The following is a 26,324-nucleotide window of genomic DNA, read 5'->3' as shown; positions in this document are numbered from 1 at the left end:
TTGTCGCAGCGCGAACATGAGGGGCCATCCGCGTCGCAAACGGGTCACACTGACGCATGTCCGCCCGGCCGAGCTACCGTTTTCCCCCGTCGGACCGGGCTCCGGCGGCCTGCACGGGCCGGTTCCGGCACCCCGTTTCGGCGTCGCCGACGACCGACCCTGCCGCGCTGCAGCATGGGACGGCCGCTGCGAAACCCGCTGCTCAGAGGTCGGTGGTCTCCTTCTTCTCCTTGGCCTTGTCGTCGGCCTTGGCGGCATCGACCGTGATGCGGATATCCCGCTTCTCGATGTCGCCGTCGGAGTTCTTGATCTCGACCGTCACCGCGTCGGGGCCGGTATAGCCGCCGTTGGACTGGTAGAAGATCGCCTGGACGTCGGCGTCCTTGTTCGGGCAGCGGAACTTGGCCGGGGTCTTCAGCTTGCCGCTCTTGGTGATGAGCGAGCCGAATTTCGGGGCGGTCGTGACCTTGATCTCCGGCATCGGCCCGTTCGAGCAATCCTTCTTGAGGTTCGGCACGATCACGAGGCGGGTCGACTTGCCGGTCGGAACGGACTCGCTGCGCGTGACGGTGGTCTGTGCCAATGCGGATCCGACGAGACCGGGCGCGGCGCAGAGCGCGGCGATCACGGCCAGGGCCGGAACCGGTCGGAGGGCGGCAATCGTCGATGTCATCGGCGTGTCCTTGCGTCGTCTCGCGGACCGCGGATCCGTGGCCGGGGAATCCGGCCGGATGCGGGAGCAGGACCGATGTGGGAGCTCGAGGGGCTTCCGTCGAGGCTTGACCCGCGCGGAGGGCGGGGCCGGAGGCTCAGTGCTGGATCGCGGCGGCGACGGCCCCGGCCACCCGGGCGATCTGCGCCTCGCTCAATTCGCCCGCGAGCGTGCGGGCGAGCACCGCCTCGATCCGGGCGCGCTCGCCCAGATCGGCCCCCGGGGTCGTGGGAATATCGGCCTCCGCCAAGTCGCAGACCCGCCGGATGGTCTCGGCGGCCTTGAGCAGGGCCTCGCGATCGGCCGGACCCATCTCCCAGAGGGGCGCCCGCAGCCGGCTGATGACGCGCCGGGCGTCGCGGTACTCCCGGTCGACGGTGGTCGACGCCTCGATCTGGCTGACGAGGAACATCAGTTCCAGCACCTCATGCGCCGCTTCCGGGCAGGCGCGCACGATCCGCATCACGCGGGCGATCAGTTCCTGGGCAGGGGACATCCGAGGGCGGGACGGGGCCATGGCGCCTCAACGCCGATCCGACAGTAAAGTTCGAGGCCGGGGCGCGATGCGCACCGAAACCGCGAGACGCGACAATGCCTTGCGCGCAAGCAAGTTGGCGCGGGCGCGCCTCACGCCGCCTCGTGCGGCTCCGGATCGGGAGTGTCGAGGGCGGCGAGCAGGGCCCGGCAGGAATGCAGCTCGGCCAGGACCGCCTCCAGCGAGGCGCGCCCCGAGGCCGTGGCGTCAGCCGGCACCGAGCCCTCCCCGTCACGCGCCTGCGCGTCACGCTCCTGCTCGTCACGCTCCTGGGCCAGCGGCGGCCCGGCCTCGGTCTCGCCCCGTCCGATCGCCTGGACGAAGCGCGGGCCGTGCTCCTTGAGGATGCGCTGGGCGCCGCGGATGGTGTAGCCCTGCCCGTGCAGGAGTCGGCGCACACCCCGGAGCAGGTCCACGTCCTCGGGCCGGTAGTAGCGCCGCCCGCCCGCCCGCTTCAGGGGCCGGATCTGCACGAAACGGCTCTCCCAGAAGCGCAGGACGTGCTGCGGCACGCCGAGTTCCTCCGAGACTTCCGTGATGGTCCGGAAGGCGCTCGGATGTTTCTCGGAACGGTCCTCCTCGGATGCGAGCGGGAGCCCCATGGCACGGCCTCAATCGATGGTTCGGGCGCCGGGTGCGGGACCCCGGCCTCGGGGAGGTCGGACGCCGCGCGCCGCCCCCGTCCTGCGCGTCCGCGTCGGTTCTCCGGGCCATCGCCGGTGGCGATCGCCCCGTTTCCTGTCCGGGCCGCGCCGCGCCCCGGCGCTCTCGCGCATCCGGGGGAGGGCGCCGGCGTCAGTCCTCGTCGCTGTCGTGGCCGTTGACGGCCGTGCCGTTGATGCGGGCCTTCAGCACGTTCGAGGGCTTGAACACCATGACCTGCCGCGGCTCGATCTCGACCTCGACGCCGGTCTTCGGGTTGCGGCCGATGCGCTTGCCCTTCGCGCGCACGACGAAGGAGCCGAACGAGGAGAGCTTCACCGTCTCGCCGGCCGAGAGGCAGTTGCAGATCTCGGCGAGCACCGTCTCGACGAGGGCTGCCGACTCGGCGCGCGAGAGGCCCACCTGCTGGTAGACGGCCTCGCTCAGATCGGCGCGTGTGACCGTCTTTCCCGCCATGCGATTCCCCCGCGGCCGAGTCGTGGCTCGGATGTATCCCTATGATCGGACACGCTAATCGGCACGGGATCGACGGTCAACCGAACCTTGCGGTTGACACAAACCCGAGGCTGCGGGCGGAACGCGCGATTTCGTGACTTTCACAAAACTCCCGCGACGTGGTCGAGCCTGTCGGGACAACGGCGACGAACGGGCGTTTTGCGAGGCACTCTTACCAGCGGATCAGGGCGGCGCCCCAGGTGAAGCCGCCGCCGATCGCCTCGATCATCACGAGGTCGCCCTCGCGGATGCGGCCGTCCCGGCGGGCGGCGTTGAGGGCCAGCGGAATCGAGGCCGCCGAGGTGTTGCCGTGGCGGTCCACGGTCAGCACCACCTTCTCGCGGGCGATGCCGAGCTTGTCGGCCGACGCCTCGATGATCCGGCGGTTGGCCTGGTGCGGCACGAACCAGGAGAGATCCTCCGCCGTGGTGCCGGTGGCGCGGAACACTTCCTCGATCACGTCGGTGACCGAGCCCACCGCGAAGCGGAACACCTCGCGGCCCTCCATGCGCAGCTTGCCCGTGGTGCCGGTCGAGCCCGGCCCGCCATCGACATAGAGCTTGGCCCGGTGGCGCCCGTCCGAGCGCAGGCAGCTCGCCAGCACGCCGCGGTCGGCCCTCGTCCCCTGGTCCGGGCTCTCGCGGGCCTCCAGCACGATCGCCCCGGCCCCGTCGCCGAACAGGACGCAGGTGGTACGGTCCTCCCAGTCGAGGATGCGCGAGAAGGTCTCGGCGCCGATCACGAGGGCCCGCTTGGCGCCCCCCGTCCGGAGGTAGCGGTCGGCGGTGGCCACCGCGTAGACGAAGCCGGCGCAGACCGCCTGGAGGTCGAAGGCGAATCCGCCCTCGATCCCGAGCGCGGCCTGGATCTGCGTCGCGGTCGAGGGGAAGGTGTGATCGGGCGTCGAGGTCGCGCAGATCACGAGGTCGATGTCGGCGGGCGAGAGGCCGGCATCCGCCAGGGCCGCCTGCGCCGCCCGCGTGCCCAGCACCGACGTCGTCTCGTGCGCCTGGGCGATGTGGCGCTGGCGGATGCCGGTGCGCTGGATGATCCACTCGTCCGAGGTCTCGACCCCCCGCTCCGCGAGCTGGGTGTTCGTGACGATCGTCTCCGGCAGGTACGCACCGCACCCGACCACGACGGAGCGCTCCTGCGCCATCAGACCCGTCCCTTTCTCACTTCTGTTCCGCGCTCACTTCGGGGCCAGGCTGGCATCGAGCCCGGCGCTCAACCCGGTGGCGACCCCCGGCGTCTGCTCCAGCATGTCACGAATCGTCCGCATCAGGTCGTGGCGCGCCATGTCGTGGGCAAGGTCGACCGCCGCGGCGAAGCCCCGGGTGTCCTCGCCGCCGTGGCTCTTCACGACGATGCCCTCCAGGCCGAGGAACACGCCGCCATTGGCGCGGCTCGGATCCATCTTGTCCTTGAGCTCCCGGAACGCGTGCCGGGCGAAAAAGGCGCCGATCTTGGCCGAGAGCGTCCGCGTCATGGCCGCCTTCATGTAGGTCTTGACCTGCCGGGCGGTGCCCTCGGCCGTCTTGAGGGCGATGTTTCCGGTGAATCCCTCGGTGACGACGACGTCCACGGTGCCGCGGCCGAGGTCGTTGCCCTCGACGAAGCCGTAATAGGAAAAGTTCTCGGGTTCCGCTTCGCGCAGCAGCCGGGCGGCCTCCTTGACCGCCTCGTTGCCCTTCATCTCCTCGGTGCCGACATTGAGGAGCCCGACCGTCGGGCGGTCGAGGTCGAGCACGATGCGAGCCATGGCCGAGCCCATCACCGCCATCTCGACGAGATGCTCGGCATCGGTGCCGATGGTGGCGCCGACATCGAGCACGACGCTCTCGCCGCGCACCGTCGGCCACAGGCAGGCGATGGCCGGGCGCTCGATGCCCGCCAGGGTCTTCAGGCAGATCTTCGACATCGCCATCAGCGCGCCGGTGTTGCCCGCCGAGACCGCGGCCTGGGCCTCGCCGTCGCGCACGGCCTGGATCGCCCGCCACATCGAGGACTTGCCGCGGCCCTGACGCACCGCCTGGCTCGGCTTGTCGTCCATGGCGACGGACACCGTGGTGTGGCGGATCTCGACGGCCCCCTTCAGCCGCGGCTCGGCCTCGACCAGGGGGCGGATCACCGCCTCGTCGCCGAACATCAGGAAGGTGGTCTCGGGGTGGCGCTCCCGGGCGATGGCCGCGCCGGGCACGACGGTCGAGGGACCATGATCGCCGCCCATGGCGTCGAGCGAGATGCAAACGCGATTCGACATGATTCCTTCGGGGGCTCGTCGGACGCCGCGGAGGCGTCCTGCGGGCGGGCTCGGGGAGACAGCCGGCCCCGGATCGGCGGCGCGCAAAATAACGGTCGCGCCCGGCCGGGCAAACAAAAACTCACAGATTCGTTGGACGCGGCGTTCAGTCCTTGCCGCCGAGCCGGTCGCGCAGGGCGGCGAGGTCGGAAAACGGCTGCGGCTCCTCGCCCGCCGTGACCGGCTCGAAGGCGACGCCGGACTTGCGCGGATAGGGGTCGAGCCCGAGGGCCAGGAACTCCGCGGTCAGCGTTCCGAAATCGATGCGCCCGTTCACGATCGGGTCGGGCAGCTCGACCTCCTCGGCATCGGTGTCGTTCAGGATGTCGGCGTTGGTGAAAGCCACGTCCACCGGCTCGTTCACCCGCCCCTCGAACGGCTCCAGCGTCACGGTGCAGATCTGGGTGACGACCGCCTCGACCCGGCCGCCGACCTGGAGCCGGGTGAGGGAGCCGCTCAGGACGAAGCGCCCGACGAGGTCGCGGATCGCCGGGACCTTGAAGTCGCGGGCCAGAGCCGCGCATTCCTCGGGGGTGGCCTCGACCACGATCTCGGCGCGGTCCTTGGTCAGGCGCTCGACATGGACCGAGCGGGAGAGCGGGCCTTTCGAGGCGGCGGTCATCCGATCGCTCCTGCGGTGCCGTCGGGTTGGGGGAAGCGCGGGCCCTGCCCGAGCAGGGCGTCGAGGTCCTGCTCCGCGAGGGCGGCGGCGCAGGCGCGGGCGTAGCGCGCGAGCCCTTCGGCGGCCTCGGGCGCGTCGCGGTCGAGCACGTTGCGGGCGAGGGCGGCGGCCAAGGCGGCGATGTCGTCCGCGTCGAGGGCGCTGCCATAGGCGCCGGCGCGGGCATAGAACGAGGCCCCGAGCTTCTTGATGCGCTTGGGGATGCCCATGTCGCCGATGCCGAGTTCGCGCAGGGAGGCGTCGAGCTGCAGGAAGACGGCATCGACGAGGTCCTGGGCCACGTCGCCGGCCGGCGGCGGCAATTGGCCGAGGCGGCGCAGCACGAGGATCACGTGCAGGCACAGGGCCTCGAAGCGGCCCTCCACGGTGTCGGGCACGCCGAGGGCACCGTACAGAACCGGGTTGCGCGCGGCATCGCTGATGCGCCCGTGCAGCGTCCGGATCGTGCGGCGCCGCGTGTCGGCGCGGCGGAACAGCCCTGCGATCATGCGGTCCACCGGTTGGGCCGGGCCTGTGGCCACGCTTGCCTTGTCAAAGCCATAACCCCGCGGTACGGCAACCCTCGACCAGGGTGCAAGTCCGAAGACGCCGCGAGTCAATCGCGCCGCGGACGATGCATCGCTTCAGGCAAATCAGGGGGGCCGATGTCGCGCCGTCTCGTCTCGTCGCTCGCCCGCGCGGCCGTTCTCGGATCCGTCGCGCTCGGCGTCTCCGGCTGCATCGGCGAGCAGATCCGCCACGGCTACCAGATCGATCAGGCGGCACTGGCGACGGTCAAGCCGGGCTTGAGCGCCGAGCAGGTGCTCCAGATCCTCGGCACGCCCTCCACGGTCTCCACGGTCGGCAACAAGTCCTGGTATTACATCACCCAGAACACGACCCGGACGGTGTTGTTCCTCGGTGAGCAGATCGAGGACCAGAAGGTCACCGCGGTCTATTTCAACGCCGGGATGAAGGTCGAGCGCGTGTCGCTCTACGGCCTGCAGGACGGGCGCGTGTTCGACTTCATTCAGCGGACCACGCCGTCGAGCGGGGCCGAGCGCGCCTTCCTCAGCCAGCTCTTCCGCGGCCTGACCCGCTACGAGCCGTTCGGCAGCGGCGCCGGCGCCTCCATCGTGCCGGGCGCCCGCGCCGGTCAGTAATCCGCCGTTCCGGCCGCGATCCGCACGATCGCGGCCGGGTCGTCGAACAGGTGGGCCGGCTCGCGGGCCGCCAACGCCTCGGGCAGGGTGTAGCCCCAGGCGACCGCCCCGAAGGCGCAGGCGGCGTTCGCCGCCGCCTCGGCGTCGCGGATCTCGTCCCCGACCGCCAGCATCGCCCCGGGCGCCACACCGGCGGCCCGCGCCACCGCGCGCAGATGACGCGCCTTGCCGAACAGCGACGCGCCGCAGGCGTAGTGCCGGATGCGTCCGGCATCGGGCCCGAGGGCGCGGCGCACCTGGGCCTCCCCGTTGGAACTGACCACCGCGAGGGCGATGCCGGTCCGGTCGAGGGCCGCGAGCATCTCAGGAATGCCGGGAAACAGCCGGACGGCGTCCGCGTCGCGGGCCGCGAGCCCCCGCATGTGGCGGGCGATGCCGGGCACCTTCCAGGCCGGGATGCCGAGCTCCTTCAGGATCGCCCGCGCCCCGAGCGCCCGCAGCCGCTCGGCCTCCCCCGGCCCGACCCGGCGGAAACGGTAGCGGTCGGCCACGTCGTTCAGGACGGAGCAGAACCACGGGAAGGTGTCGGCGAGGGTCCCGTCGAAATCGAAGGCGACGAGGCGGTAGCGCGGCCGGACGGCCGCAGGGCCGGGCACGTCGGACCTGTTCATCGAGGCCTGCCCCTGAAACGAGAACGGCCCCGCGCGCGCGGGGCCGAGAGGAGGGTCCGCCGGCGGGCGGGTTACGCCGCCCGGGCCAGGGTCGGGTAATCGATGTAGCCCTCCGGACCCTGGCTGTACCAGGTCTGCATGTCGTCCGGGTTGAGCGGGGCGCCCTGGGCGATCCGCTCGGGCAGGTCCGGGTTGGCGAGGAAGGGCCGGCCGAAGGCGATGGCGTCGGCCTCGCCCGAGGCGACCGCCGCCTTCGCGCGCTCTCCATCGTAGTCGCAGTTGAGGATGACCGGCCCGCCGAAGCGCTCCTTGATGACGGGCGCCACCGGCGCCACCGTCGCCTTGCCGAAGGTGCCGTTCGGGCCCGGCTCGCGCAGCTCGATGAAGGCGAGGCCGACGCGCTCCATCATCTCGGCGGCCAGTCCGAAGGTCTCGTGGGGGTTCGAATCGTCGACGCCCTGGATCGGACCATTGGGCGAGAAGCGGATGCCGGTGCGCTCGGGACCGACCACGCCGGCCACCGCCTGCGCCACCTTGGTGACGAGGCGGACCCGGTTCTCGACCGAGCCGCCGTAGCGGTCGGAGCGCTTGTTGGAGCCGTCGCGGATGAACTCGTCGAGCAGGTAGCCGTTGGCCGCGTGGATCTGCACCCCGTCGAAGCCGGCCGCGACGGCGTTGCGGGCGGCCCGCTCGTAATCGGCGATGAGGCGCGGAATCTCGTCCTCGCCCAGCGCCCGGGCCTTCCCGTAGGGCTTCTTGCCCTCGTAGGTGTGGGCCTGATCCGGCGCGGTCGCCTCCGAGGGGGCGACCGGGGGCTCGCCGCCGAGGAAGTCCGGGTGGACGAGGTAGCCCATGTGCCAGAGCTGCGAGACGATGCGCCCGCCCGCGTCGTGAACGGCCTTCACGATCGGCTTCCAGGCCTCGACCTGCTCGTCCGACCAGAGGCCGGGGGCGTAGGGCCAGCCCAGACCCTCCTGGCTGATGCCCGTGGCCTCCGAGATGATGAGGCCGGCGCCCGCCCGCTGGGCATAATACTCGGCCATGAGCGGCGTCGGGACATGGGTGCGGGTGGCGCGACCGCGGGTCAGCGGCGCCATCAGGATACGGTTCGGCAGCGCGAGGGCGCCGAGCGTGATCGGGTCGAACAGAGTCGGCATGCGGGTCTCTTCGTGGGTCGCCAGGACAATCCGCGCGTCCGTCGTGGGGACACGGGTAGATACCCGCAACTTGGTCCCACCCGCCCGTCCTGCCAGTGCGCTGGCGCACCTCGCCCGCCGAGGCGGCGGCCGGGACGGGATGAACGATCGGGGACGGGGCCGGCTCCGAAGGACCCCCAAGCGGGCCGTCAGGCCGGTTCCAGGGCCTTCTCGTAACACCACGCCTCCATGCCGTCCTCGTAATAGTCCGGCTTGGTCCCGTAGCGGCGGTAGCCGTGGCGCTCGTAGAGGCGGATGCCGGCCCCGTTGTCGGCCCGAACCTCCAGGCGCAGACGGGCAAGACCGTGCCGGCGGGCCTCCGCCTCGGCTGCGGCCAGCAGCAGGCCGCCGAGGCCATGGCCGGCGCGGGACGGGGCGACCGCGATGGAGGAGAGCCGGGCGACGGCGCTGGTGCGCCGCCGCTCCAGGGTCGCGGCCCCGACCAGGAGTTCGGCCTCCGCGTCCGGGTCCGTCGCGACCGCGACGAGGAGGCTCATGCTGGAGGAGCGGATCGCGTGGCGGATCGCCCGGCGCTCGGCCCGGTCGATGGCGAAGGCGGCATGCTCCAGCGCCATCAGGGCATCGAGATCGGCCACGTGGGCGATCCGGACCGTCACCGCCCCGCCGAGCGCCGCGCGCTCCGTCCGGCGGCTCACGCTGGGCTCCAGGGGAAGGTCCAGGTCTCGGTCAGGGTCCGGTCGCCCGCGCGCAGGAAGGCGCGCAGCTCGGTCGTGCCGGGAGCGTCGAGGCTCACGTCCACGGCGACCCGGAAGCCGCCGATATGGGGGTTGGGCACGATCGAGGTGGCGGTGATCCGCCCGAAGCTCGCGCTCGCGACCACCTCCGGCGGCGTCGGCGCCGAGGCGTACCGGGCGAGGTCGCCGCCGCCGAAATCGACGAGGAAGCGGCGGCCGAGGCGGGCCGTTCCCTCCGTGGTCCTGCGCGCGGCTCCGCTGGCGGCGGGCTCGGCGAGGAAGGTATGCCTCACGCGCCCGTTCGGATGCAGATCCGCCGCGCCGAGCGCCCGGATCGTATAGGCGAGCCGCACGGCCTCGCCCGCCGGGGCGGGGCGCTTCGGGCGCCAGAAGGCGACGATGTTGTCGGCCGTCTCGTTGTCGGTCGGCAGCTCGACGAGGACCACGCTGCCCTCGCCCCAATCGCCCTGCGGCTCGACGAAATAGCCGGGCCGGCGCTCGTAGCCGGCTTCGAGATCCTGATAGTTGGCAAAGTCCCGGTCGCGCTGGAGCAGCCCGAATCCCTTCGGGCTCTGAACCGAGAAGCTTGAGATGCGGCGCTCGCGGGGATTGTCGAGGGGCCGCCACAGCCACTCGCCCGAGCCCGCGGCGATCTGGAGCCCGTCCGAGTCGTGCAGTTCGGGCCGATAATCGTCGCTGTGGCCCCGGTCGGTCTCGCCGATGAAGTACATCGAGGTCAGCGGCGCCAGTCCGGCTCGGTCGAGGTCCCGCCGCGGGAACAGGGTGGCCGTCACCGCGACGCTCGTCTGCGCCCCCGGCCGCACCGTGAAGCGATAGGCCCCGGTCACCGAGGGGCTGTCGAGCAGGGCGTGGAGGGTGCAGGCGCCGGGCTCCGCCCCGTCGGCCTCGATCCAGAAGGCGCGGAAGAGCGGGAACTCCTCGGGTCCCCCCTCGGCCTCCGTGTTGATCGCCAGCGCCCGCGCCGACAGCCCGTAGAGCTGCTCGCGCCCCAGGAAGCGGAAATAGCTCGCCCCGACGAAGACGATCAGCTCGTCGATCACGTCCGGCCGGTTGAGGGCCGTGTGCAGACGGAGGCCGGCAAAGCCCAGATCCGCCGGCAGCGGCGCGTCGAGCCGGGTGCGGCCGAGATCGAACAGGGTCGGATCGTAGGGGATCGCCGTCGCCACCCCGTCCCGCACGAGGCTCACCGTTACCGGCCGCGGATAGAGGAAGCCGAGGTGGAACAGCTGCAGGCGGAAGCGCCCCTCCGCGCCGACCGGGAAGGCCCGGGCCGGCTTGAAGCGGATGTCGCGCCACGCGTCGTAATCGAGCCGGGCCAGCGCCTCGGGCAGGGGCGGCACGCGGGCATCGAAGGGCGCGGCGGCGAGGGCGCGGGCCTCCGCTTCCACCGTCTCGAAGCCGAAGGGCCGCGGTTCGGCCCGCGCGACGACGGGAAGGGCCGCAAGGGGAAGGGCCGCAAGGCCGCTGGCGGCGAGGCCCGAAACGACGGCCCGGCGGGACGGCTCGGTCATGGCTCCCGGTGACTCTCCCCATGGCGCGCCGCCGACAGGCCGGCACCGCGATGCGGCAGGTTCAATGGACCGTCGGCCGGCCCTTGAAAAGGCCCGCCGAGGGCCGGGACGCGATCCGGTGATGCGGATCGGACACGATCGGTCCCGGCGCAGCGATATCGCCGGCTCAGGTTGTGAGAAACCGCTTGTTCCGGGGGGACGCGATGCGTATATCGCCCCTGCCCAATTTCGCACGTGCCTGTGGCCGCGTGTCGGTTGGTGGGCATCCGGTCAACTGCCGGACAGCCGCCAGGGGTCTTAAAGGATCGATGGTCGCAAGGGGTGGATCCCTACGGCCGGCATCCGGGTGGCGACACCAGACCTCAACAACAACCGGCAGCCGGAGGCGAAACCGGCGAACCCCGCTCTCCACGGGGGACGCAGCTTAAAGCAACGACGAACGGGCTTTTTTGGTCTCGTCGGCCCTCCAAAGGCCGACACCGAAGAGGCTTGTTTCTCCTTGCCCGGCGTGCGGTTGGGGTTCCCCCATCCAATCCACGGCAGCTTCCGGGTGCTCTGCGCCTGTTGCCATCCGCGCGTCTCCAAAGCGCACGGGTGACGCGACGCATCGCCCCCTGACGCCGACGGCCCTTTCCCGGACCGTCTCGATTCGATCTCGCGCCCTCGACGGCGCCCTCGAACCTGTGGTTGGGACGACCAATGACCGATCGCATCCGCGATTACCTGCGCGCGCGCCGTGATCTCGGCCGGGACGAGGGTCCGGTGATGGTCCTCGACCTCGATGTCGTGCGCGAGAACTTTTCCCAGTTCGCCCGTGCCCTGCCCGACACCCGGGTGTTCTACGCCGTGAAGGCGAACCCGGCGGCGGAAGTGCTACGCCTGCTCGCCGAGATGGGCTCCTGCTTCGACACCGCCTCGGTCGCCGAGATCGAGATGGCGCTCGCCGCCGGCGCCACCGCCGACCGCATCTCCTTCGGCAACACCATCAAGAAGGAGCGCGACGTGGTCCGCGCCCTCAAGCTCGGCATCCGCCTGTTCGCGGTTGATTGCCAAGCGGAAGTCGAGAAGATTGTTCGCGCGGCCGGCGAGGCTGGTATCGAGAGGGGCGACGTGCAGGTGTTCTGCCGCATCCTGTGCGACGGCGCCGGCGCCGACTGGCCCCTTTCGAGAAAATTCGGCTGTGAGCCGGAGATGGCGGTGAACGTGCTGGAGCACGCCCACCGCAACGGCCTCCACGCCTACGGCGTTTCCTTCCATGTCGGCTCGCAGCAGGCCAACACGGAAGCCTGGGACGGGGCCCTCGCCGCCGCCGCCATGATCTTCCAGGAATGCGCGCTGCGGGGCATCGGCCTGTCGATGGTCAATCTCGGCGGCGGCTTCCCGACCAAGTACCTGAAGGCGGTGCCCGGCGTGGAATCCTACGGCGACGCGATCTTCCGCGCGCTCACCAAGCATTTCGGCAACCGCATCCCGGAGACGATCATCGAGCCGGGCCGTGGCATGGTCGGCAATGCCGGCATGATCGAGGCCGAGGTCGTGCTCGTCTCCCGGAAGTCGGCGGCCGAGGACGAGGTGCGCTGGGTCTATCTCGACATCGGCAAGTTCGGCGGGCTGGCCGAGACCATGGACGAGTCGATCCGCTACGCGATCCGCACCGACCACGACGAGGACCGCATGGCCCCCTGCATCGTCGCCGGCCCGACCTGCGATTCGGTCGACGTGCTCTACGAGAAGAACCACTACCCGCTGCCGGTCTCCCTCTCGATCGGCGACAAGGTCTGGATCGAGGGCGCGGGCGCCTACACGACGACCTACGCGGCGGTCGCCTTCAACGGCTTCCCCCCGCTCGAGCAGATCGTGATCTGAGCCGGTCACGCTTCATTCACGCTTTTTCCCCCAGAGAAGCCGCGCGTCCCACGGGACGCGCTTGTCGATGTGTCCCGGACGGCCCGCCTCCCGGCGGGTGCGAGGGCTGTTTCTTCCCGCCTGTCGGCGATGTTGGGAGGGTACGGCCGTGATCCAGATCCGCGATGAGATCGCCTCGGATATCGGGCTGCGCGAGCGCCTGCTCGACGCCTGCTTCGGTCCGGGCCGATTCCTGAAAACCTCGCAGCGCCTGCGCGACGGTCGCCTGCCCGCGCGCGGCCTCGCCCTGACCGCCACGCGCGACGACCGGGTCGTCGGCACCGTGCGCCTGTGGGATGTCGAGACCGGCTGCGGACGCCCGGCGCTGCTGCTCGGCCCGCTCGCGGTCGATCCGGCCGCGCAAGGCCTGGGCCTCGGCGGCCTCCTGATGCGGGCCGCGCTGGCCCGGGCCGGCGAGCACGGCCACGGCGCGGTGCTGCTCGTGGGCGATGCCCCCTATTACGCCCGCTTCGGCTTCGCCCCCGACCGGGCGGCGGGGCTCGCCATGCCCGGCCCGTTCGAGCGGGAGCGTTTCCTCGGTCTCGACCTGAGAGCCCGCGCGCTCGACGGGGCGAACGGAACTCTGCGGGCGACCGGCGCCCTCGACACGCTCCCGGCGGTCGCGGCCGAGGCCGCCGCGATGGCGGCACGACGACAGGCCGCCTGACGCCGACACCCCGCCTCTCCCGCCTGCGGGGGAGGCCGCCCATGCAGGGCGGGATGTCGGCGGGCGCGGAGGGGCGGGCTTTTCGCCTCCCTCCGATCGGCTGCGACCCTCAGCGATACCGGTAGGGCAGGACGCCGCTCGCGCTGAACGGGCTGGCATAGGGCCCCTTGCGGTGGCCGCTCTCGTCGGTTGCAGGGCGGCCGGTGCCGCGCACGGCCCGGACGAGGCTGCTGACGAGGGTGATGATGCCCGGGTCGCGGTCGATCGCCTCGACTTCGGGCTGGACGGTCTGTGCGGTGATGACGGTCAACATGGCTCTTTCCCCTTTACGGCGTCGTGAGCCCCTGAACGTGCCTCCCGTGTTGCAGTGCAATATAAGCGCGATCCTCGGCCGCGAACCCCCGCCGCGCCTCCTCGCAGCCATGCATTAGGTGCATAACGAATTGCTTTCTCCTTCACGGTTCCGCAATTAACCCGTGGTGGGCGCAGTTGACCGGCCGACGCCGAACCGTCATCCGCTCGTCACTTCCACGCAGCAATCCCCCGCTCTCGAGCAAAGAGCAGCCCGACTAAGGAGTGTCCGCGCATGTCCGATGGCCCGCAGAAGGAATGGCCCGTCCACGGTCGCATCACCGGCCCGATCGTGATGATCGGCTTCGGCTCGATCGGTCGGGGCACCCTGCCGCTCATCGAGCGCCACTTCGCCTACGACCGTGCCCGCTTCACCGTGATCGATCCGGTCGACACCCATAAGGCGCTCGCCGAGAAGCACGGCCTGCGCTTCGAGACGGTGGCGCTCACCAAGGAGAACTACCGCGAGGTCCTCACGCCGCTTCTCACCGAGGGCGGCGGCCAGGGCTTCTGCGTGAACCTCTCCGTCGACACCTCCTCGCGCGACATCCTCGAACTCTGCCGCGAACTCGGCGCGCTCTACATCGACACCGTCGCCGAGCCGTGGACCGGCTTCTACTTCGACAAGGATCTGAGCCAGGCCGACCGCACCAACTACGCCCTGCGCGAGAACATCCTGGCCGCCCGCCGCGCCGCCCCCGGCGGCCCGACCGCGGTGTCCTGCTGCGGCGCCAATCCCGGCATGGTCTCGTGGTTCGTCAAGCAGGCGCTCCTGAACATCGCCCGGGATACGGGCGTCACCGATCCGGAGCCGACCAGCCGTGAAGGCTGGGCCGCGCTGATGCAGACGCTCGGCGTCAAGGGCGTCCACATCGCCGAGCGCGACACCCAGCGCGCCAAGACCCCCAAGCCCATGGGCGTGTTCGTCAACACTTGGTCGGTCGAGGGCTTCGTCTCCGAGGGCAACCAGCCGGCCGAACTCGGCTGGGGCACCCACGAGACCTGGAAGCCGGCCAATGCCGAGGCGCAGACCAAGGGGTCGCGTTGCGCGATCTTCCTGCTTCAGCCCGGCGCCGACACCCGCGTGCGCACCTGGGTGCCGACCGTGGGCGCGCAGTTCGGCTTCCTCGTGACCCACAACGAGGCGGTCTCGATCGCCGACTACTACACGGTGCGCGAGGGCGACACGGCGGTCTACCGCCCGACCTGCCACTACGCCTACCACCCGGCCAACGACGCCGTGCTGTCGCTCCACGAGATGTGGGGCAATGCCGGCAAGGTGCAGGAGCGCCAGCACATTCTCGACGAGAACGAGATCGTCGACGGCATCGACGAGCTCGGCGTGCTCCTCTACGGCCACGCCAAGAACGCCTACTGGTACGGCTCGCAGCTCTCCATCGAGGAGACCCGCCGGATCGCGCCCTACCAGAACGCGACGGGCCTTCAGGTCACGAGCGCCGTGCTCGCCGGCATGGTCTGGGCGCTGGAGAACCCGGAGGCCGGCATCGTCGAGGCCGACGAGATCGACTTCCGCCGCTGCCTCGAAGTGCAGACGCCGTATCTCGGCCCGGTGGTCGGCGTCTACACCGACTGGACGCCGCTGACCGACCGGCCCGGCCTGTTCCCGGAGGACATCGACCCGAGCGATCCCTGGCAGTTCCGCAACGTGCTCGTGCACCGCTGAGGCATCCCTGCCCTGACGCGACGTGGGCCGCCCTGTCCGGGGCGGCCCTTTTTTGTTACGGTTCCGGCCTTCGCACAGGAGGCTGAGCGATGGCCGTGCCAGCGCGCCGCGACACCCGCATGCGGGTCGCCGAGTATCGGGATTGGGCCGCCCTCCGGCCGGACGATGAGCGCTGGGAATTGATCGACGGAATGCCGACGATGATGTCGCCGGCAAAAGGCCGGCATCAGCGCATCGTCACCAACCTCGTCAAGCGTCTCGACGATCTCGCCGAGCGACAGGGCTGTGGCGCCTATCCGGGTCTCGCGATCCTCAGCGAGGCCATGGACGACTATGCGCCGATTCCCGACGTGGTGGTGTCATGCGGCGCGCCGCCCGAAGACGGCTACACGAGCGATCCCCTGCTCGTCGTGGAAGTCCTCTCGCCCTCGACCCTCGTGCTCGACCGCGGCCGCAAGACCGAGTTCTACCAGACCGTTCCGTCGCTCGCCGTCCTCCTGCTCGTGCATCAGAACGAGGCGCGGGTGGAGGTCTGGCGCCGCGCTCCGGACTGGATCGTTCAGGTCGCCGGCCCCGGCGGGGTCATCGACCTGCCCGAACTCGGCGGCACGCTGGCGGTCGCGGAGATCTATGCGCGCCTCAGCCTCTGACCTCGGGCTCCAGACCGCTTGATTGGCTGCCCGCTTGCTTGGCTGCCCGCTTGCTTGGCGGCGGGGCAGTGCTAGCATCGCCACCGTCTTCGGAGGCCTCTCGATGGCGCTCGCCCTGCGGCGCGACCCCGGCATGTGGGCGGCGGCGTCTTACGCCTGGGTCGCCGGTTGGCTCGACGAGGAGCCTTCGGAACGGATCGACGGCGGGCCGATGCCGTCGCCGAACCCACGCCATCCGCGGATCGGCGCGATCGGCTTGTCCGAACTCCACGGCATCCTGGCCGTTGCCGACATCGACGACGCTCTCGACTTCTGACGACGAACCCGTACGGGACCGGCCTTGCCCCATTTCGAAGATTTCTACGCCAACAAGCTGCGCGGCACGCTGGGCGTCACCGATGCCGAGTCGGTGCTCGATCTGCGCACCGCCAATCGCGCGACCGCGGAGGCCTCGATCGGCGACATGCTGGAGCGCAGTCGCTTCGGCAAGGGCAAGACCGTGGCGGTGCGCCTCGCACCTCCGCCGGAGGGCGGCGGCGAGACGCTGTTCCAACCGGTCGGCCGCCTCCTGCTCGAGGGCAAGCGCCGCGGCTGGATCGATCGCCTCCAGACGCTTCCGGCGGGCGACGGGCTCGGCTTCTACGTGGCGCTCTCCGGCAAGCCCGAGCGCGACTGACCGGCATGTCCTGGAGCCGGAACGACAACGCCCTCGAACATCTCGCCCGCTTCGGCTACGGCGCCCGCGGCCTCGTCTATTGCGTGGTCGGCGCGCTGGCCCTGCTCGCGGCCCTGGGCCAGGGCGGCTCGGCCAGCGACAGCAAGGGCGCGCTGCGGGCCGTGCTGGGCGGCCCGTTCGGCGCGATCATCGTCGGGCTGATCGCCGTGGGACTCGCGGGCTTCGCCCTGTGGCGCCTCGTCGAGGGCACGACCGACGCCGACCGGCGCGGCCGCTCGCCCAAGGCGCTCGCCGTGCGCGGCGCCCACCTCATCAGCGCCGCGATCTATGCCGGCCTCGCGGTGACGGCAGGGCAGCTCGCCTTCGGCATCGGCCGCGCCTCGGCAGGGGGCGACGGCGTGCGGGACTGGACCGCCTGGCTCCTGCGCCAGCCCCTCGGGGCCTGGCTCGTCGGGCTCCTCGCCGCGGGGGTTGCCACGGCCGGGATCGCCTATGCCACCAAGGCCTGGAAGGGCGACGTGACCGACCGGCTCTCGCTGCCGGCGGGGGGCGACCGCTGGGCCAAGCCCGTCGGCCGGTTCGGCTATGCGGCCCGCGCCGTGGTGTTCCTGATCATCGCCGGCTTCCTCGCCGCCGCCGCCTGGACGCAGGGTCCCTCCGAGGCGCACGGCCTTTCGGGAGCCTTCGCGGCTTTGCGGGCGCAGCCCTATGGCTGGGTGCTGCTCGCGGTGGTCGCCGCCGGGCACTTCGCCTTCGGGGCGTTCGGCCTGATCCAGGCCCGCTACCGCCGCATCGACGCTCCGGATATCGAGGGAGCGGATGCCGCCCTCGATCGGGCCAAGCGCGCGGTAAGCTGAGGCCGCGCCCGCGTTGACATCGCCCGGGGCGGCGCCGATACCGCCCCGCACTCGCAAAAAGCCCCATGCAGAAGCGCACCCTCAAGACGGCGGTGATGGTCGCCCACGATCTCGCCGCCACCGCGGCGGCCGTGGTGCTGACCTTCGTGTTCCGCTTCCAAGGCGACCTGCTCGCCGAGCGGCTGCACGCGCTGCCGCTCCTGCTGCCGCCGTTCCTGGTCTATGCCGGGCTGATCTACGCGTGGTTCAAGCTCTACCGGACCAAGTGGCGCTTCGCCTCGCTGCCCGATCTCGCCGGGATCGTCCGTGCGGCGAGCGTCATGGCGCTGACGCTTCTCGTGATCGACTACGTGCTGGTCTCGGCCAACCTGTACGGCTTCTACTTCTTCGGCAAGGTCGCCATCGCCCTCTACTGGGTGCTTCAGGTCTTCCTGCTCGGCGGCCCGCGCCTCGCCTTCCGCTACCTGAAATACGCCCGCTCCCGGCAGACCCAGGCGAAGGCCGCCACCACGCCGACGCTGCTGCTCGGACGTGGGGCCGATATCGAGATCGTGCTGCGGGCGATCGAGTCGGGCTCGGTCAAGCGGCTGGCGCCTAAGGGCATCCTCTCGCCGCGGGCCGACGAGGCCGGCCAGATGATGCGCGGCGTGCCGGTGCTCGGAGGCTTCCGCGACCTCGAACGCGTCGTGACCGATCTCGCCGGCCGCGGCGCGGCCGTGCGCCGGCTCGTGGCGACGCCGAGCGCGCTGGCGCCGGAATCCGAGCCCGACGACCTGATCGCCCGCGCCCGGCGGCTCGGCCTGCCGCTCGCCCGCGTCACCAGCCTCGGCGAGGGGATGCGCGACGCCGAACTCGCCCCCCTCGAGATCGAGGACCTGCTGCTTCGTCCCACCGTCGCCATCGACCGACCGCGCCTCGAAGCCTTTCTCGTCGGCGCCCGCGTCGTCGTGACGGGGGGCGGCGGCTCGATCGGCTCGGAAATCTGCGCCCGGGCGATCGCCTTCGGCGCCGCCGCGCTCCTCGTGATCGAGAATTCGGAGCCGGCGCTCCACGGCGTCCTCAACGCTCCCGCCCTGCTGCACGCCGAGGCCGAGGTCGAGGGCGCCCTCGCCGACATCCGCGACCGGGAGCGGCTGCACGCCCTCCTCCGCGACTTCCGGCCGACCCACGTCTTCCACGCCGCGGCGCTGAAGCAGGTGCCCTATCTCGAGCGCGACTGGGCCGAGGGCATCAAGACCAACGTGTTCGGCTCGATCAACGTCGCCGAGGCCACCGTCGCGGCGGGCGCCCGGGCGCTGGTGATGATCTCGACCGACAAGGCGATCGAGCCGGTCTCGCAGCTCGGCGTGACCAAGCGCTTCGCCGAGATGGTGGCCCAATCCCTCGATGCCGAGCAATCGGGGGTGGGCGCGACCCGCCTCATCGCCGTGCGCTTCGGCAACGTGCTCGGCTCGGCAGGGTCGGTGGTGCCGGTGTTCAAGGCCCAGATCGCCCGGGGCGGCCCCGTCACGGTCACCCATTCCGAGATGGTGCGCTACTTCATGACCGTGCGCGAGGCCTCCGACCTCGTCCTCACCGCGGCCTCCCACGCCGACGCGGAAGGGCGCGGCGACACGGGCGAGCAGCGCGCAGCGGTCTACGTGCTCAAGATGGGCCAGCCCGTCCGCATCCGCGATCTCGCCGAGCGGATGATTCGTCTCGCCGGCTTCGAGCCCGGCGAGGACATCGAGGTCCAGGTGACCGGGGCGCGCCCCGGGGAGCGGCTCAACGAGATCCTGTTCGCCAAGGAGGAGCCGCGGGTGCAGCTCGCCGGCATCGACGGGGTGATGGCCGCCAAGCCCGTCTTCGCCGACCGGGTGATCCTGGAGGGCTGGATCCGGCGTCTGCGCGCGGCCGTGGAGGCCGGGGACCGGGCGGCGGCCGAGGCGGTGTTCGAGGAGGCGATTCCCGATTTCCGCGAGCGGGCCCGGGCGGTGCCGACGGCCCCCCCCAGCGCGCCGCAGCCCGAACCCGTGGCGGCGGCCTCGTAGGTCACGCGCCGCGATCGGCCGGCCGGCCGCGCCTGCGCCCCGACGGCCGCGGCCAGGCGCCGGCCGGACCGCCACGCCTGCTCGACCCCCGGCCCGGCGAGCCCGTCACCGCAGGCCCCCGGCCCGCGGGCGGGGTTCCACAGCAGATCGCGTCCGGTGGCGCCCGACGCCGCATAGCGCCAGCGAGGCCCGGCGAGATGCACCGGAAGCACCGGCGTCCGCCGGTCTCGGCGAAGAAGCGGTCCAGCAGGGCTCCGACCGCGTCGCCCGGGCCACGGCGGCGATCGCGGGCGCGGGTTCGCTCACGAGGTCGGCGGTCTGTTCGGCCGGCAGCGCCGTGAGCACCGTGGTGAAGCCGCCCGTCTCGAGATCGCTCCCCCGCAGCCGCCATCCGTCCGGCCCGGCAGGAGCGCCTCGGCCCGGGTGTTCCAGCGACTGACAGGGTGCGGCTCATGGCCTGCAGCGGCGCGCTCATCCCGGGCAGGCCGCCGTCGATGGCGGCCTCGCGCTGGGCCGATATGGGCTGCGCCGAGGGCGGGGATGTGCCGATATCGAGCGAGGCCGGCGGCGGGGGGCTCGGATCGCAGCAGGGACATGGACGGCTCCGGGGTCATCGCGCATGGGCGGCGCAGAGCTCCGAGGCGGTCCCGAGGCACTCGGATCCCGGCTCGGGCGGGCTGCCCGAGAGGAGAGACCCGCGTTCACCGTGAGAAGGCTCTCGGGCAAAGGAACCGGCCGCTCAACGTCCAGGCTTGCCGCGCGCTCGAGACTGCGACAATCGGTCGAATCCAAGAACTCAGTCTCGCTCAGATCGTCCCCGCATTTCTTCTCGCACCAACACTCGCGTCGATCCAAGTTTTGCTGTTCGGAACACAATCGTGACCGATTCGGGCGGAGCAATTCCGCGATCGATCGATTGTCGTTCGGCGAAACATCTTTTCGCGACACGCCAGGAGGCTCTCCGCGCCATGCGAGTGGACCATATCCATTTCCGGTTCTACGCCGCCTCTGTCGTCGCCGTGGCGATGGCCGGCATCGCCATCGTCGGGCTGTTCATGGGCACGGGGCCGACCCGGGATCAGGGGCGCGCGATCGATGGTCCCGCCGAGCCCGTGACCACCGCCGCGCGCCGTCCGTGACGGCCATGGGCGAGGGAGCGGACGCGGAGGTCACGGTCTATTTCGACGGGGCCTGCCCGCTCTGCCGGAAGGAGATCGCTCATTATCGCCGCAGCCGGGGGGCCGGGCAGGTCGCCTTCGTCGATGTCGGGCGCGACGCGGCCGCGCCCCTGGGGCCTGGGCTGACCCGCGCGGCGGCACTGGGCCGGTTCCATCTGCGCAGTCGGGACGGGCAGCTCGTCTCCGGGGCCGCCGCCTTCGCGAGGCTGTGGCGGACCCTGCCCGGCTGGCGCTGGCTCGGGCGGCTGATCGACGCGCGGATCTTGGGTCGACGCCCCTTCCTCGTGCTCGCCGAGGCTGCCTACCGCCTCTCGCTTCCCCTCCGGCCCCGGCTCGTGTGGCTTCTTCGGCGCGGCCGGATGCTTTGAGCCCGATCCTCCGAGCCCGATCCTCCGAGCCCCTCGGGCAGGGCGCGATTCCCGCAGCGCCCGTGCGGCCTCGTCCCGGGAGCCGGCATTCGCCTCTCGGCCGATGCTTCACCCGCCCGCCCGTGCCAGGGCCGCGAGCCCGTCGCGGGGGCCGTGCGCCGGCCGCCAACCGAGGGCCTCCAGCCCGTCGGCGCGGGCGACCAGCGAACCCGACAACCGATCGAACACCTCATTCCGGCCGCTCGCCCGGCAGGCGAGCCCGATCAGCGGCACCGGGCAGGGCAGGAGGCCCGGCCCCCGGCCGAGGCCGGCGCGCAGCGCCGTCAGCATCTCGGGCAGCGTCAGCGGGTCGGGCTCGGCCACGATCAGCGGGCGGGCCAAGGGGCCCGGCGCCTCGAGCGCCGCCGCGACCGCGCCCGCGAGGCTCTCGACCGAGACGAGGGAGCGGCGGCCGGTCAGGCTCCCCAGCGGCAGCGGGTAGGGCGTTCGGGCGAGCCGGAGCAAAGCCGCCATGTTGCCCTTCACCCCCGCGCCGTAGACGAGGACCGGACGCAGGGCCACCCAGTCGAGTCCGGCCTGGGCGAGCGCCTCCTCGGCGGCGAGCTTCGAGCGGCCATAGGGATCGGTCGGGGCCGGCGGATCCGCCTCGGAGAGCGCCGCCGCGGCGCTGGGGCCCGATTGGGCCCGGATCGAGGACAGGAACACGAAGCGCCCCACCCTGGCCCGCTGCGCGGCCTCGGCGAGCTTGCGGGTCGCCTCGGTGTTCGAATCGCGAAAATCGTCGTCGGGGGCGCCGGACATGGCGTGGGCGAGCCCCGCCGAATGGACCACGGCATCGACCCCGGTCAGCGCGGCGGCCATGTTCATTGGCCGGGCGAGATCCCCCACCACCGCGCCGCTCGCCCCCTCGGGCACGGCGACGGGCCGCCGCAGCAGCACCCGCACCCGGTAGCCGCGGGCCGAGAGGGCCGTCAGCAGGTGGCGCCCGATGAAACCCGTCGCCCCGGTCAGCGCGATCAGCCGTCCCGTCACGCTCCGACTCCCTTCCGTCCCCTCGGCGTCGCGAAGTGCCGCAAAAGCGCCGCCACGAGCCCCGCCGCCAGGGCGAGGCAAACGAGCGTGACCGGACCGGATGGCCAAAGCAAGGTGGCGAGGGCGAGCCCGGCCAGGGCGAGCTGAACGACGAACACGCGGGCCACGACCTGCGGCACGGACAGGCCGCTCACGGTGGCGACCTGGTAGAAGTGGCTGCGATGGGCCTGCCAGACCCGCTCGCCACGCTTCATCCGCCACAGCAGGGTCAGCGTCGCGTCGGCGGCGGGGTAGAGCGGCAGGATCAGGGCGGCGGCGAGCCCCCCCTCGGTGGCGAGGCCGAACAGCAGCCATGCCACGATCAGGCCGATCGGCAGCGAGCCGACATCGCCCATGAACAGGCGCGCCACCGGCCGGTTGAACGGCGCGAAGCCGAGGAGCCCGCCGAGGAGGGCGGCCGCGACCAGGGCCGGCGCGGGCGCGACCAGACCCGCTGCCCCGAGCGCCGCGAAGAAAGCGGTGAGGGGCACGAACTCGGCCACGCTCATCCAGTCGAGCCCGTCCATGAAGTTGACGAGGTTGACGAACCACACCCCCGCCAGCACCGCGACGGCGCGCTCCAGCGACAGCGGGATCTCGGGGACGAGCCGCCCCTGCGCCGTCAGGACGACGGCGGCGACCGCCACCGCCTGCACGACGAGCCGGAGCGAGGCCGGGAGCGGCCGGATGTCGTCGACCGCGCCGACGGCGGCCAGCACCAGCACCGCGAGCGCCAGCACCGGCAGCGCGTATCCGCCGAGGCCGATCCCGGACGTCACCGCCACCAGCCCGGCCGCGGCCAGCCCGGCGGCGACGATGGCGATGCCCCCGCCCTGGGGCGTCGGCACGCGGTGGCTGGAGCGGGCGTTCGGCCGGGCCAGCGCGTAGCGCCGCAGCACGGGCTTCAGCAGCACGATCAGCCCGGCGCAGAGCCCGCAGGCGATCGGGACGGCGAGGAGGGGAGCAAGGCTCATGGGCGAGCGAACTTCCTGACAGGACCTGATCCGACCCCCTCCCGCGGTCGGGGAGGGGGTCGCCGTGGCGTTTCCCGCGCCGCCGCATCCGCCGCCCGCCTTAACGGGCGCCGTCCGGATCGGCGAGGCCCCGGCTTGTTTTGGCCGCAAAGCCGCGCGATCCGCTCGGTCTCGCGGGGTGCCGAAACAGCGGTGGGCACGCCCCGCGCCGTCGAGCCGGCGCCTTGCGGGGGCCGGGCACCGCCGATACGACTTTGCCCGCTCGAGACGCCGCCACGCCCTGCCGATCCGCCGGTCCAAGAACAAGCCCGTTGCGCATTCCCTCCCCGGTCCTCGCGGTCCTGACGGTCTTGGCCGGCCTCCTCACCGGTCTCCTCGGGGTCACCCAGCCCGCCCGCGCGGTGGAGGCCGTGCGCGTCACCCTCGACGCGCCGGCGGTCGATCTCACGCCGATGATCGAGCGCTACCGCTCGGACGGCGACCTGATCCAGATCTCCACCGCCCCGGGCAAGGACGGGATCGTGCGCCGCATCGCGGTCAAGGCCCGCGAGGCCGGGGCGCGGCCGGACTGGATGGTGTTCGCGCTCACCAACGACACCGACGAGCAGATCGACCGGCTCCTGGTCGCCCCGCATTTCCGCCTCGTCGGCTCCGGCGTGGTCTGGCCCGATCTCGGCGGCTCGCGCATCGCCGCGATCACGGCGAGCGAGGGCATCCGGCCCGAGCGCGACGAGAGCCCGGAGGCCGACCAGTTCCTGATCACCATCGATCCGGGCACGACGGTCACCTACGTGGCCGAGCTGAAGGGCCCCAACGTTCCCCAGGTCTATCTCTGGGACCAGGACGCCTACCGGAAGAAGACCTCGGGGCTGACCCTCTACAAGGGCATCATCATCGGCATCGCCGGGCTCCTGGCGCTGTTCCTGACGATCATCTTCGTGGTCAAGGGCGCGATCATCTTTCCCGCCGCGGCGGCGCTGTCCTGGGCGGTGCTGGCCTATGCCTGCATCGATTTCGGCTTCCTGCAGCGGGTCTTCCCGGTCACCGAGCTGGCCGAGCGGATCTACCGGGCCTCCGCCGAGGCCGTGCTCGGGGCGACGCTGCTCGTCTTCCTGTTCGCCTATCTCAACCTGTCGCGCTGGCACGTGCGCTACAGCCACGTCGCCTTCTTCTGGCTGACCTTCCTCGCCGGACTCGTCGGCCTCGCGGTGTTCGATCCGCCGGTGGCGGCGGGCGTGGCGCGCATCTCGATCGCGGCGGTCGCGGGCGTCGGCCTGCTGCTGATCCTCTATCTCGCCGTCCATAACGGCTACGATCGGGCGATCCTGCTGGTGCCGACCTGGCTCCTCCTGGTGTTCTGGGTGGTGGCGGCGGGCTTCGCCATCACCGGCCATCTCGGCTCGGACCTCGTCCAGCCCGCGCTGATCGGCGGCCTCGTCCTCATCGTGATGCTGATCGGCTTCACGGTGATGCAGCACGCCTTCGCGGGCGGCGGGCTCAGCCACAGCCTCGTCTCCGACACCGAGCGCCGGGCGCTGGCGCTCACGGGGGCGGGCGACACGGTGTTCGACTGGGACGTGCCGGGCGATCGCGTCTTCGCCGGCTCCGAGATCGAGACGCAGCTCGGGCTCCGGCGCGGCACCCTCGAAGGCCCGGCGGCGAACTGGCTCGGACTGCTCCACCCCTTCGACGTGGAGCGTTACTCGGCGGCCCTCGACACGGTGATCGAGGAGCGGCGCGGGCGCATCGTCCACGATTTCCGCCTGCGCTCGGCCGCCGGCCCCTATGCGTGGTACCGCCTCAAGGCCCGCCCCGTGATCGGCACCGACGGCGAGGTGATCCGCATCGTCGGGACCATCAGCGACGTGACCGAACTCAAGACCGCCGAGGAGCGGCTGCTGCACGATGCCGTGCACGACAGCCTGACCGGCCTGCCGAACCGCGAGCTGTTCCGCGACCGGCTCGATGCCGGCCTGGCGATGGCGGGCCAGGACCCGCGCCTGCGGCCAGCGGTGATCGTGCTCGACATCGACCGCTTCAAGACCATCAACGACGCCATCGGCCTCTCGGCGGGCGATTCGATCCTGCTCACCCTGTCCCGCCGGCTCGGCCGTCTCCTACGCCCGCAGGACACCCTGGCGCGGGTGGCGGGTGACGAGTTCGCCGTGATCCTGCTCTCGGAGCGCGAGCCCGACCGCATTCTCGCCTTCGCCGAGATGATCCGCCGGGCCATCGCCACCCCGGTCACCTACGCCGACCGGGAGGTCTTCCTCACCGTCTCCGTCGGCGTCGCGCTGTACGAGGCCGGGCCGGGAACGCCCTCGGCCGGCCAGCAGCGGCGCGACGAGGTGATCAAGAACGCCCAGATCGCGATGATCCAGGCCAAGCGCGGCGGCGGCGACCGCATCGAGGTGTTCCGCGCCAACATGCGCACCGAGCGCTCCGACCGGCTCATGCTGGAGGCGGACCTGCGCAAGGCGATCGAGCGCAACGAGATCCGGGTCCTGTTCCAACCGGTGGTGCGGCTGGAAGACCGGACGGTGGCGGGCTTCGAGACCCAGCTGCGCTGGGACCATCCGAAGCTCGGGCGCATCCCGCCCGCGACCTTCCTCCCCGTCGCCGAGGAGACCGGGGTCATCGTGGCGCTCGGCAACTTCGCCATCGAGCGCACCGCCCTCGAACTCGCCGCCTGGCAGCGCTCCCTCGACGTCGAGCCGCCGATCTTCGCCATCGTCAACGTCTCCTCGCGCCAGCTCCTGCGCCACGACCTCCTGCACGACGTGAAGACGGTGATCGCCCGCACCGGCGTGCTGCCGGGTTCGCTCAAGCTGGAGATGAGCGAGGGCCTCGTGATGGAGAATCCCGAATACGCCGCCCAGATGCTCGCCCGGGTGCACGACCTCGGCGCCGGCCTCTGCCTCGACGATTTCGGCACCGGCTACTCGGCGATCTCCTATCTGCAGCGTTTCTCCTTCGACACGCTCAAGATCGACCAGACCTTCGTGCGCCAGATGGGGCAGGGCCAGACCGCGATGCTGCGCTCGATCGTCCGGATGGCGCAGGAACTCGGACTCGCCATCGTCGCCGAGGGCGCCGAGTCCGAGGAGGACGCCCAGGGCCTGCAGGAATTCGGGTGCACCTACGCGCAAGGGGCGGCCTTCGGCGAGCCGCTGACCACGCTCCAGGCGCGCCAGCTCGTCGGTGCCGCACCGGAAGCCGCCTGACCGCGCCTCTGGGAAGCGGATTTAAGCCTCCCTTAACCATACCGGATCAAGGTTATCCCCGGAA

At 71.5% G+C, this 26,324-nt stretch carries 27 protein-coding genes; 12 read left to right on the top strand and 15 right to left on the bottom strand.

Going from position 1 to position 26,324, the window contains the following annotated elements:
- Positions 1–202: 202 nt before the first annotated feature.
- From LW587_RS01390 to LW587_RS01355, 8 genes are all read right to left on the bottom strand, one after another.
- Positions 203–673, bottom strand: a complete 471-nt coding sequence (locus LW587_RS01390; RefSeq protein WP_232627817.1) for a 4-aminobutyrate aminotransferase — start codon at positions 671–673, stop codon at positions 203–205.
- A 136-nt stretch (positions 674–809) separates the two neighbouring features.
- A complete protein-coding gene (locus LW587_RS01385; protein WP_442919078.1) occupies positions 810–1,208 on the bottom strand; it encodes a hypothetical protein in 399 nt (132 codons plus the stop codon).
- A gap of 131 nt (positions 1,209–1,339) precedes the next feature.
- Entirely contained in the window at positions 1,340–1,849 is a 510-nt protein-coding gene (locus LW587_RS01380; RefSeq protein ID WP_232627815.1) for a MerR family transcriptional regulator, read from the bottom strand.
- A 193-nt stretch (positions 1,850–2,042) separates the two neighbouring features.
- Positions 2,043–2,366, bottom strand: a complete 324-nt coding sequence (locus tag LW587_RS01375; protein ID WP_232627814.1) for an integration host factor subunit alpha — start codon at positions 2,364–2,366, stop codon at positions 2,043–2,045.
- Between the two features lie 211 nt (positions 2,367–2,577).
- Positions 2,578–3,564, bottom strand: a complete 987-nt coding sequence (locus LW587_RS01370) for a beta-ketoacyl-ACP synthase III (RefSeq protein WP_232627813.1) — start codon at positions 3,562–3,564, stop codon at positions 2,578–2,580.
- 33 nt (positions 3,565–3,597) lie between these two features.
- Entirely contained in the window at positions 3,598–4,668 is a 1,071-nt protein-coding gene (plsX, locus tag LW587_RS01365; protein WP_232627812.1) for a phosphate acyltransferase PlsX, read from the bottom strand.
- A 145-nt stretch (positions 4,669–4,813) separates the two neighbouring features.
- A complete protein-coding gene (locus LW587_RS01360) occupies positions 4,814–5,329 on the bottom strand; it encodes a YceD family protein (RefSeq protein WP_232627811.1) in 516 nt (171 codons plus the stop codon).
- Entirely contained in the window at positions 5,326–5,877 is a 552-nt protein-coding gene (locus LW587_RS01355; protein WP_232627810.1) for a ubiquinol-cytochrome C chaperone family protein, read from the bottom strand. Before LW587_RS01355 ends, LW587_RS01360 begins: the two co-directional genes overlap by 4 nt.
- Positions 5,878–6,033: 156 nt before the next feature.
- Here LW587_RS01355 and bamE point away from each other — a divergent pair, with 156 nt between their 5' ends.
- Positions 6,034–6,531 carry an outer membrane protein assembly factor BamE gene (gene bamE, locus LW587_RS01350; RefSeq protein ID WP_232627809.1) on the top strand — a complete coding sequence of 166 codons (498 nt, stop codon included), beginning with the start codon at positions 6,034–6,036 and terminating at the stop codon, positions 6,529–6,531.
- Here bamE and LW587_RS01345 read toward each other — a convergent pair.
- The 4 genes from LW587_RS01345 to LW587_RS01330 form a co-directional block, all read right to left on the bottom strand.
- Complete coding sequence (locus LW587_RS01345; protein ID WP_232627808.1) at positions 6,525–7,202, bottom strand: HAD hydrolase-like protein; 678 nt, start codon at positions 7,200–7,202, stop codon at positions 6,525–6,527. The genes bamE and LW587_RS01345 overlap by 7 nt on opposite strands.
- Before the next feature lie 71 nt (positions 7,203–7,273).
- On the bottom strand, positions 7,274–8,359 hold the full coding sequence (locus tag LW587_RS01340) for an alkene reductase (RefSeq protein ID WP_232627807.1): 1,086 nt from the start codon (positions 8,357–8,359) through the stop codon (positions 7,274–7,276).
- Positions 8,360–8,547: 188 nt separating this feature from the next.
- Complete coding sequence (locus tag LW587_RS01335) at positions 8,548–9,054, bottom strand: GNAT family N-acetyltransferase (RefSeq protein WP_232627806.1); 507 nt, start codon at positions 9,052–9,054, stop codon at positions 8,548–8,550.
- Positions 9,051–10,625, bottom strand: coding sequence for a glucan biosynthesis protein G (locus LW587_RS01330; protein WP_232627805.1), 1,575 nt, complete (start codon positions 10,623–10,625; stop codon positions 9,051–9,053). The genes LW587_RS01335 and LW587_RS01330 overlap by 4 nt, the downstream gene beginning before the upstream one ends.
- A gap of 699 nt (positions 10,626–11,324) precedes the next feature.
- Here LW587_RS01330 and LW587_RS01325 point away from each other — a divergent pair.
- Together LW587_RS01325 and LW587_RS01320 are read left to right on the top strand one after the other, a co-directional pair.
- Complete coding sequence (locus LW587_RS01325; protein WP_232627804.1) at positions 11,325–12,491, top strand: type III PLP-dependent enzyme; 1,167 nt, start codon at positions 11,325–11,327, stop codon at positions 12,489–12,491.
- Positions 12,492–12,639: 148 nt separating this feature from the next.
- Positions 12,640–13,197 (top strand): GNAT family N-acetyltransferase, encoded by a 558-nt coding sequence (locus tag LW587_RS01320; protein WP_232627803.1) that lies wholly within the window; start codon positions 12,640–12,642, stop codon positions 13,195–13,197.
- A 109-nt stretch (positions 13,198–13,306) separates the two neighbouring features.
- On the opposite strand, the gene LW587_RS01315 is transcribed toward LW587_RS01320, so the two are convergent.
- A complete protein-coding gene (locus tag LW587_RS01315) occupies positions 13,307–13,510 on the bottom strand; it encodes a hypothetical protein (protein WP_232627802.1) in 204 nt (67 codons plus the stop codon).
- Positions 13,511–13,783: 273 nt separating this feature from the next.
- Here LW587_RS01315 and LW587_RS01310 point away from each other — a divergent pair, with 273 nt between their 5' ends.
- The 8 genes from LW587_RS01310 (at position 13,784) to LW587_RS01275 (ending at position 20,991) form a co-directional block, all read left to right on the top strand.
- The gene (locus LW587_RS01310; RefSeq protein WP_232627801.1) at positions 13,784–15,232 is read left to right on the top strand and encodes a homospermidine synthase; all 1,449 of its coding nucleotides are present in this window, start codon (positions 13,784–13,786) and stop codon (positions 15,230–15,232) included.
- A gap of 89 nt (positions 15,233–15,321) precedes the next feature.
- On the top strand, positions 15,322–15,882 hold the full coding sequence (locus tag LW587_RS01305; protein ID WP_232627800.1) for a Uma2 family endonuclease: 561 nt from the start codon (positions 15,322–15,324) through the stop codon (positions 15,880–15,882).
- 103 nt (positions 15,883–15,985) lie between these two features.
- Positions 15,986–16,198, top strand: coding sequence for a hypothetical protein (locus tag LW587_RS01300; protein WP_232627799.1), 213 nt, complete (start codon positions 15,986–15,988; stop codon positions 16,196–16,198).
- A 24-nt stretch (positions 16,199–16,222) separates the two neighbouring features.
- Complete coding sequence (locus LW587_RS01295; RefSeq protein WP_232627798.1) at positions 16,223–16,558, top strand: hypothetical protein; 336 nt, start codon at positions 16,223–16,225, stop codon at positions 16,556–16,558.
- A gap of 5 nt (positions 16,559–16,563) precedes the next feature.
- Positions 16,564–17,415 (top strand): DUF1206 domain-containing protein, encoded by an 852-nt coding sequence (locus tag LW587_RS01290; protein ID WP_232627797.1) that lies wholly within the window; start codon positions 16,564–16,566, stop codon positions 17,413–17,415.
- A 65-nt stretch (positions 17,416–17,480) separates the two neighbouring features.
- Positions 17,481–19,445, top strand: coding sequence for a polysaccharide biosynthesis protein (locus tag LW587_RS01285; protein ID WP_232627796.1), 1,965 nt, complete (start codon positions 17,481–17,483; stop codon positions 19,443–19,445).
- Between the two features lie 968 nt (positions 19,446–20,413).
- Entirely contained in the window at positions 20,414–20,584 is a 171-nt protein-coding gene (locus tag LW587_RS01280) for a hypothetical protein (RefSeq protein ID WP_232627795.1), read from the top strand.
- Between the two features lie 5 nt (positions 20,585–20,589).
- The gene (locus LW587_RS01275; RefSeq protein WP_232627794.1) at positions 20,590–20,991 is read left to right on the top strand and encodes a thiol-disulfide oxidoreductase DCC family protein; all 402 of its coding nucleotides are present in this window, start codon (positions 20,590–20,592) and stop codon (positions 20,989–20,991) included.
- Positions 20,992–21,099: 108 nt separating this feature from the next.
- Here the strand turns inward: LW587_RS01275 and LW587_RS01270 are convergent, their stop codons facing one another.
- Together LW587_RS01270 and LW587_RS01265 are read right to left on the bottom strand one after the other, a co-directional pair.
- Positions 21,100–22,023, bottom strand: coding sequence for an NAD-dependent epimerase/dehydratase family protein (locus LW587_RS01270; RefSeq protein ID WP_232627793.1), 924 nt, complete (start codon positions 22,021–22,023; stop codon positions 21,100–21,102).
- On the bottom strand, positions 22,020–23,036 hold the full coding sequence (locus LW587_RS01265) for a glycosyl transferase (protein ID WP_232627792.1): 1,017 nt from the start codon (positions 23,034–23,036) through the stop codon (positions 22,020–22,022). Before LW587_RS01265 ends, LW587_RS01270 begins: the two co-directional genes overlap by 4 nt.
- Before the next feature lie 311 nt (positions 23,037–23,347).
- Here LW587_RS01265 and LW587_RS01260 point away from each other — a divergent pair, with 311 nt between their 5' ends.
- Positions 23,348–26,260, top strand: a complete 2,913-nt coding sequence (locus tag LW587_RS01260) for an EAL domain-containing protein (RefSeq protein WP_442919077.1) — start codon at positions 23,348–23,350, stop codon at positions 26,258–26,260.
- The last annotated feature ends 64 nt before the right edge of the window (positions 26,261–26,324 follow it).

This window comes from Methylobacterium sp. Leaf118 (assembly GCF_920984675.1).
Lineage (GTDB): Bacteria > Pseudomonadota > Alphaproteobacteria > Rhizobiales > Beijerinckiaceae > Methylobacterium.
Note: the sequence above shows the minus strand (reverse complement) of the source record. Positions and strands in the feature narration are given on the sequence as shown.